This window comes from Pseudomonas avellanae BPIC 631 (assembly GCF_000444135.1).
GTDB lineage: Bacteria > Pseudomonadota > Gammaproteobacteria > Pseudomonadales > Pseudomonadaceae > Aquipseudomonas > Aquipseudomonas avellanae.
The window spans coordinates 1-6,905 of the sequence record NZ_ATDK01000361.1 but is presented as its reverse complement, the minus strand read 5'-3'; the positions used below and the strand labels follow the sequence as shown (position 1 = coordinate 6,905).

Here is a 6,905-nt window from a genome sequence, read left to right as displayed (position 1 = left end):
GGCATTGCAGGCTCGTATTGGTGTTGTGTGAGAACTCCAACAATACGGGCCTGTTCTCATAGGGATCAATAGGTTACGTCGAAACGGGAACAGACCCTAGCGACAGTATTCGCTGATGGCTTTCTCGGTTTCTGCAACACGCGTCTTGCGGTTCTCTTCCGTCAGGCGCTTTGATTCGCCGCCCACCTGCTCGCGCACTCGCGGATTATTCTGCAGCTGCGCGAGATTGGTGCGCAGGGTCTCGCAGTTTTCCGCACGCTTCGCTTCCTGAGCCTTCACCTGACTTTTGACTTTCTGGTCGATGGCGCGCTGTTGTGCATCGCCGTCGTCCACGGGCGTGCTCGGCGCAGAAGCGGGTGGCGGCTTCTGCACGTTGATTTCCTGAACCTGCTGGCCGGTCGGCGGCTGGGCATCGAAGTGCGTCACGCCCTGCGCGTCGACCCACTTGTAGATCGAGGCGGCCTGGCTGGTTGCGCTGATGGCCAGCGCGGCGGCGAGAATCATCCAATGCATGTCGGGTCCCTGGAGGTTTGCATACTCGGAAAACTACCATATCGGTGCGATTCAGTCCGAAATGGTGCGATTTCATAGGCTTGCTGTCGAGAAAGCTCACGGATGACTTGACTTGAGGTGGGGGAATCACAACAATCCAAAGTTCGCTGTAGAAGGACTGCCAGAAGCAGACCCTCTCGGTAGATCATGAGGCGCACACCCGCGCCGACCTGTAACACCCGCAACGCGTTACCTCGCGCTGGGTGGGAATGTTCCGCAACACTCAGGGTCTTCCCAATACTTGCTCAGTCAGTGCTGACGTAGTCGGCGACCACCGTCGCTCATGCTCTGCTGGCAGTAAACCTATAAAGACCCGTCCCGGAGTGGGCGGTATTCTGGCGTTTTAGAGGTGAACAACGTGGAGCTTTTATCTGGCGCTGAAATGATCGTCCGCTTTTTGCGTGACGAAGGCGTTGAGCACATCTATGGGTACCCAGGTGGTGCCCTCCTGCATGTCTACGATGCCCTGTTCAAAGAACCGGCTGTCAGCCATATCCTTGTTCGTCATGAGCAGGCGGCTACGCACATGGCCGACGGCTATGCGCGCGCCACCGGCAAGGCGGGTGTGGTTCTGGTGACATCCGGCCCAGGTGCAACCAATGCCATTACCGGTATCGCCACGGCGTATATGGACTCCATTCCGATGGTGGTTCTGTCCGGTCAGGTAGCGAGCACCCTGGTGGGCACCGATGCGTTCCAGGAGACCGACATGATCGGTATCTCCCGGCCGATCGTGAAGCACAGCTTCATGATCAAGCACCCATCGGAAATCCCGGAAATTCTGAAAAAGGCGTTCTACCTGGCGCAGTCCGGTCGTCCCGGCCCTGTGGTCGTGGATATTCCGAAAGACATGACCAACCCGGCCGAGAAATTCGAATACGTCTTTCCGAAAAAAGCCAAGCTGCGCTCCTACAGCCCAGCGGTCCGTGGCCACTCCGGCCAGATCCGCAAAGCCGTGGAAATGCTCCTGGCGGCCAAGCGTCCGATCATCTATGCCGGCGGCGGCGTGATCATGGGCAGCGCTTCGGCGCAACTGACCGAACTGGCTCAACTGCTCAATGCCCCGGTGACCAACACCCTGATGGGCCTGGGTTGCTATCCCGGCACCGATCGCCAGTTCGTCGGTATGCTCGGAATGCACGGCAGCTACACCGCCAACCTTGCAATGCACCACACCGACGTGATTCTGGCTGTCGGCGCGCGTTTTGATGACCGGGTGATCAATGGCGCGAGCAAGTTCTGCCCGAACGCCAAAATCATCCACATCGATATCGACCCTGCGTCGATCTCCAAGACCATCAAGGCCGACGTGCCTATCGTCGGCCCGGTCGAAAGCGTGCTGACCGAAATGGTCGCCACCCTGAAAGAAATCGGCGAAACGCCTGACAAGGCGTCGGTCGCTGCATGGTGGAAGCAGATTGACGAGTGGCGCGGTACCGGCGATCTGTTCCCGTACAACCGTGGCGATGGCACTGTCATCAAGCCGCAGGCGGTGATCGAAACACTGTGCGAAGTCACCAAGGGCGATGCCTACGTGACCTCGGATGTGGGCCAGCATCAGATGTTTGCTGCGCAGTACTACCGTTTCAACAAGCCGAACCGCTGGATCAACTCCGGCGGGCTGGGCACCATGGGCTTTGGCTTCCCGGCGGCGATGGGCGTCAAGCTGAGCTTTCCGGACGAGCACGTTGCCTGTGTGACCGGTGAAGGCAGCATCCAGATGAACATTCAGGAGCTGTCGACCTGCCTGCAATATGGCCTGCCGGTGAAGATCATTCTGCTCAACAACGGTGTGCTGGGTATGGTTCGCCAGTGGCAGGACATGAGCTACGGCGCGCGTCACTCGCATTCCTACATGGAATCGCTGCCTGACTTCGTCAAGCTGGTCGAGGCTTATGGCCACGTAGGCATGCGCATCACTGATTTGAAAGATCTCAAGCCGAAGATGGAAGAAGCGTTTGCCATGACTGACCGGCTGGTGTTCCTCGATATTCAGGTCGATGTGAGTGAGCACGTCTATCCGATGCAGATCAAGGACGGCTCCATGCGCGATATGTGGTTGAGCAAGACGGAGCGGACATAATCATGCGCCATATCATTTCGCTACTGCTGGAAAACGAACCGGGCGCGTTGTCTCGTGTTGTCGGTCTGTTCTCGCAGCGTAACTACAACATCGAGAGCCTGACGGTTGCGCCAACCGAAGACCCGACCCTGTCGCGTCTGACGCTGACCACCGTGGGCCATGATGAGGTGATCGAGCAGATCACCAAGAACCTCAACAAACTCATCGAGGTGGTCAAGCTGGTCGACCTGTCGGAGAGCGCTCACATCGAGCGTGAACTGATGCTGGTCAAGGTCAAGGCCACCGGCGCGCAGCGTGCCGAGATCAAGCGCACCACGGATATCTTCCGCGGGCAGATCGTCGACGTGACTGCCAGCGTCTACACCGTGCAGCTGAGCGGCACGAGCGACAAACTGGACAGCTTTATTCAGGCCATCGGCACCGCCGCTATCCTGGAAACAGTACGCAGTGGCGTAACGGGCATCGCCCGTGGCGACAAAGTGCTGAGCATTTAAATCAATTAAGCAAATGGCCTGAACGGCCACGATAACAGGGGATTTCCATGAAAGTTTTCTACGACAAAGACTGTGACCTTTCGATCATCCAGGGCAAGAAAGTCGCCATCATCGGTTACGGTTCGCAGGGCCACGCTCAAGCGTGCAACCTGAAAGACTCCGGTGTTGACGTGACTGTCGGCCTGCGCAAAGGTTCGGCCACTGTCGCCAAGGCTGAAGCCCACGGCCTGAAAGTGACTGACGTCGCTTCCGCCGTTGCTGCTGCCGACCTGGTCATGATCCTGACCCCGGACGAGTTCCAGTCCCAGTTGTACAAGAACGAAGTCGAGCCGAACCTGAAAAAAGGCGCAACACTGGCGTTCTCCCACGGTTTCGCGATTCACTACAATCAGGTTGTGCCGCGCGCTGACCTCGACGTGATCATGATCGCGCCGAAGGCTCCGGGCCACACCGTGCGTACCGAGTTCGTCAAAGGTGGCGGTATTCCTGACCTGATCGCTGTTTATCAGGATGCTTCCGGCAACGCCAAGAACGTTGCTCTGTCCTACGCTTCGGGTGTTGGTGGTGGCCGTACCGGCATCATCGAAACCACCTTCAAGGACGAGACTGAAACCGACCTGTTCGGCGAGCAGGCTGTTCTGTGTGGCGGTACTGTCGAGCTGGTCAAAGCCGGTTTCGAAACACTGGTTGAGGCGGGCTACGCGCCAGAAATGGCTTACTTCGAGTGCCTGCACGAACTGAAGCTGATCGTTGACCTCATGTACGAAGGCGGTATCGCCAACATGAACTACTCGATCTCCAACAATGCCGAGTACGGCGAGTACGTGACTGGCCCTGAGGTCATCAACGCTGAATCCCGTCAGGCCATGCGCAACGCTCTGAAGCGCATCCAGGACGGTGAATACGCGAAGATGTTCATCACCGAAGGCGCTACCGGCTACCCATCGATGACTGCCAAGCGTCGTAACAACGCTGAGCACGGCATCGAAGTCATCGGCGAGAAACTGCGTTCGATGATGCCTTGGATTGCGGCGAACAAAATCGTCGACAAAGACAAGAACTAAGCTTTAGCTTCACAAAAAAACGCGGCCAATCGGTCGCGTTTTTTCGTTATGGGTCAGGCTCTGGTATAAAGCTGCATCGTTTGCCGGCGAACCCTCGCGGCAGACCTCTGTCGAACCATTTCATGCCGTTGCAAGGTAATCTCCATGAGCGAACGTCCCGAGGAGCCCAACAAGGCCTCCGACGCTGAAAGTCTGCTACCCATCGATGAACATGTAGAAGAAGGGCACGATGCCGAAGGCCGCCAGGTCCGGCACCGCGGTATTTACCTGCTGCCCAACCTGTTTACCACTGCGAATCTGTTCGCGGGTTTCTACTCCATCATCAGTTCCATGAGCGCGCAAAGCGCGATGAGTGCGGGTGATAGCGCCGGTGCGAGCAAGTATTTCGCGTTCGCCGCTATCGCAATCTTCGTCGCCATGGTCCTTGACGGGCTGGATGGCCGCGTCGCGCGCATGACCAACACCCAGAGCGCGTTTGGCGCCGAGTACGATTCCCTGTCCGACATGGTTGCCTTTGGTGTCGCACCGGCGCTGCTGGCATTTGGCTGGGCGCTGGGGGACATGGGCAAGGTTGGCTGGATGGTCGCCTTCATCTATGTGGCCGGCGCGGCGTTGCGTCTGGCGCGCTTCAATACCCAGGTCGGCAAGGCTGACAAGCGCTACTTCATCGGTCTGGCCAGCCCGGCTGCGGCAGGTGTTGTTGCCGGTACGGTCTGGGCGTTCAGCGATTTCGGTATTCAGGGTTCGAAGCTGTCGTTTTTGGTGGCCTTGCTGGTCGCTGCAGCCGGCATGCTGATGGTCAGCAACATCAAGTACAACAGCTTCAAGGAGCTGGACCTGAAAGGGCGCGTACCTTTTGTTGCGATTCTGGCCGTGGTGCTGGTGTTTGCCGTGGTATTCAGTGATCCGCCGCGCATTCTGCTGCTGATATTCCTCGCCTACGCGCTGTCCGGACCGATTCAGTATCTATTGCGTCGCCATAAAGCCTCACAATGATCTAATTTCCACCATACTCCGTAGTCTATTGGTGCATCAGTTCCCCTTAGGCTGCGGAGTCATCATGCTAATCAAGCTTCCTTCTGCGTCGGGCTCCAAAGAGTCGGATGTCACGCCTGAATCCATCTATCTCTCACGACGCACATTGCTCGCCAGCTCGCTGGCCGGTCTGGCCGTCACGGCGCTGCCGCGTTGGGCAAGCGCTGCAGACGCGTCCCGCTACGCCGATGTCGAGGCCGGGAAAGCACCGGGCTGGTTTGCCGACAAGCTCCCCTCCACCCAATGGCAGGCGGTCAACGTCAAGGACGAGGCGATAACGCCGTTCAAGGATGCGACCCACTACAACAACTTCTATGAGTTCGGCACCGACAAGGGCGATCCGGCGAAGAATGCCGGTTCCTTGAAGACCGAGCCGTGGACGGTGGTAATCGACGGCGAAGTCGGCAAGCCGGGCCGCTATGCGCTTGAAGACTTCATGAAGCCTTATCAGCTGGAAGAACGGATTTACCGACTGCGCTGCGTCGAGGCCTGGTCGATGGTCATCCCGTGGCTGGGCTTTCCGATCTCCGCACTGCTTAAACAGGTAGAGCCGACATCCAAAGCCAAATACATTCGCTTTGAAACGCTGGAAGACGCCAAGTCCATGCCGGGGCAGCGCTCGGACTTTGCCCTTATCGACTGGCCGTATGTAGAAGGGCTGCGTCTGGACGAGGCGATGAACCCGCTGGCGATTCTTGCGGTGGGCATGTACGGGCGTGAATTGCCTAATCAGAACGGCGCGCCGCTGCGTTTGGTGGTCCCGTGGAAGTATGGCTTCAAGAGTGTGAAATCCATCGTGCGCATCAGCCTGGTCAGTGAGCAGCCGAAGACCACCTGGCAGAGCATTGCGGCCAATGAATATGGCTTCTATGCCAACGTCAATCCAACGGTCGACCATCCGCGCTGGACCCAGGCCCGTGAGCGCCGCTTGCCAAGTGGCCTGTTCAGCCCGAATCTGCGCGAAACGAAGATGTTCAACGGCTATGAGGAGGAGGTTGGCTCCTTGTATGCAGGTATGGATTTGCGGAAGGACTATTGATGCGCTATCCGTTCTGGCGTCTGGCTGTATTTCTCGCTGCCTGTGTTGCGCCTGTCTGGTGGCTCTATCAGGCATGGATCTTTGCCCTGGGGCCTGATCCTGGAAAGGTCTTGGTAGAGAACTTCGGGCTCGCGACCTTGGTGATGCTGCTGATTACCCTGGCCATGACGCCTTTGCAGCGTCTGACCGGCTGGCCGGGATGGATCGTTGTGCGTCGTCAGTTGGGGTTGTGGTGTTTCGCTTATGTAGTGCTGCACATGACGATGTATGCGCTGTTCATCCTTGGGCTGGATTGGGGGCAGTTGGGTGTGGAGCTGGTCAAGCGTCCTTATATTATCGTGGGTGCGCTGGCATTCCTCGGACTGCTGGCATTGGCGTTCACGTCCAATCGCTATAGTCAGCGCCGTCTGGGCAGCCGCTGGAAAAAGCTGCACCGGCTTGTTTATGTGATTTTGGGGTTGGGTTTGCTGCATATGTTCTGGATTGTCAGAGCCGATCTTAAAGAGTGGGCGCTGTATGCAGGTATAGGCGGGGTCTTGCTGCTATTGAGAGTGCCAATGATTGCTAGGCGAATCCCGCGTCTTGGCGGTGCTGCGAAGGCAGGATCGATAAAAGTTCAAAATAACGGTTGACGCCCT

The 6,905-nt window shown here is 57.7% G+C and carries 7 protein-coding genes; 6 read left to right on the top strand and 1 reads right to left on the bottom strand.

The genetic code is table 11. From position 1 onward, the window contains the following. Positions 1–96: 96 nt before the first annotated feature. Entirely contained in the window at positions 97–513 is a 417-nt protein-coding gene (locus DW49_RS0121635; protein WP_005614920.1) for a DUF4124 domain-containing protein, read from the bottom strand. Between the two features lie 397 nt (positions 514–910). Between DW49_RS0121635 and DW49_RS0121630 the strand changes: the two genes are divergently transcribed. The 6 genes from DW49_RS0121630 (at position 911) to msrQ (ending at position 6,899) form a co-directional block, all read left to right on the top strand. Next, positions 911–2,635, top strand: coding sequence for an acetolactate synthase 3 large subunit (locus DW49_RS0121630; protein WP_024420869.1), 1,725 nt, complete (start codon positions 911–913; stop codon positions 2,633–2,635). Between the two features lie 2 nt (positions 2,636–2,637). Then, a complete protein-coding gene (ilvN, locus tag DW49_RS0121625) occupies positions 2,638–3,129 on the top strand; it encodes an acetolactate synthase small subunit (protein WP_002552075.1) in 492 nt (163 codons plus the stop codon). Between the two features lie 47 nt (positions 3,130–3,176). Continuing rightward, complete coding sequence (gene ilvC / locus DW49_RS0121620) at positions 3,177–4,193, top strand: ketol-acid reductoisomerase (protein ID WP_005614924.1); 1,017 nt, start codon at positions 3,177–3,179, stop codon at positions 4,191–4,193. A 144-nt stretch (positions 4,194–4,337) separates the two neighbouring features. Continuing rightward, on the top strand, positions 4,338–5,189 hold the full coding sequence (gene pssA, locus DW49_RS0121615) for a CDP-diacylglycerol--serine O-phosphatidyltransferase (RefSeq protein WP_003382296.1): 852 nt from the start codon (positions 4,338–4,340) through the stop codon (positions 5,187–5,189). A gap of 64 nt (positions 5,190–5,253) precedes the next feature. Next, entirely contained in the window at positions 5,254–6,267 is a 1,014-nt protein-coding gene (gene msrP, locus DW49_RS0121610) for a protein-methionine-sulfoxide reductase catalytic subunit MsrP (protein ID WP_005614927.1), read from the top strand. After that, positions 6,267–6,899 carry a protein-methionine-sulfoxide reductase heme-binding subunit MsrQ gene (gene msrQ, locus DW49_RS0121605; protein WP_005614929.1) on the top strand — a complete coding sequence of 211 codons (633 nt, stop codon included), beginning with the start codon at positions 6,267–6,269 and terminating at the stop codon, positions 6,897–6,899. The genes msrP and msrQ overlap by 1 nt, the downstream gene beginning before the upstream one ends. Positions 6,900–6,905: the final 6 nt, after the last annotated feature.

What these genes read in the sequence shown, in the direction of transcription:
- DW49_RS0121635 (WP_005614920.1), bottom strand. Translation starts at nt 513, where the DNA reads ATGCATTGGATGATTCTCGCCGCCGCGCTGGCCATCAGCGCAACCAGC.
- ilvN (WP_002552075.1), top strand. Translation starts at nt 2,638, where the DNA reads ATGCGCCATATCATTTCGCTACTGCTGGAAAACGAACCGGGCGCGTTG.
- ilvC (WP_005614924.1), top strand. Translation starts at nt 3,177, where the DNA reads ATGAAAGTTTTCTACGACAAAGACTGTGACCTTTCGATCATCCAGGGC.
- pssA (WP_003382296.1), top strand. Translation starts at nt 4,338, where the DNA reads ATGAGCGAACGTCCCGAGGAGCCCAACAAGGCCTCCGACGCTGAAAGT.
- msrP (WP_005614927.1), top strand. Translation starts at nt 5,254, where the DNA reads ATGCTAATCAAGCTTCCTTCTGCGTCGGGCTCCAAAGAGTCGGATGTC.
- msrQ (WP_005614929.1), top strand. Translation starts at nt 6,267, where the DNA reads ATGCGCTATCCGTTCTGGCGTCTGGCTGTATTTCTCGCTGCCTGTGTT.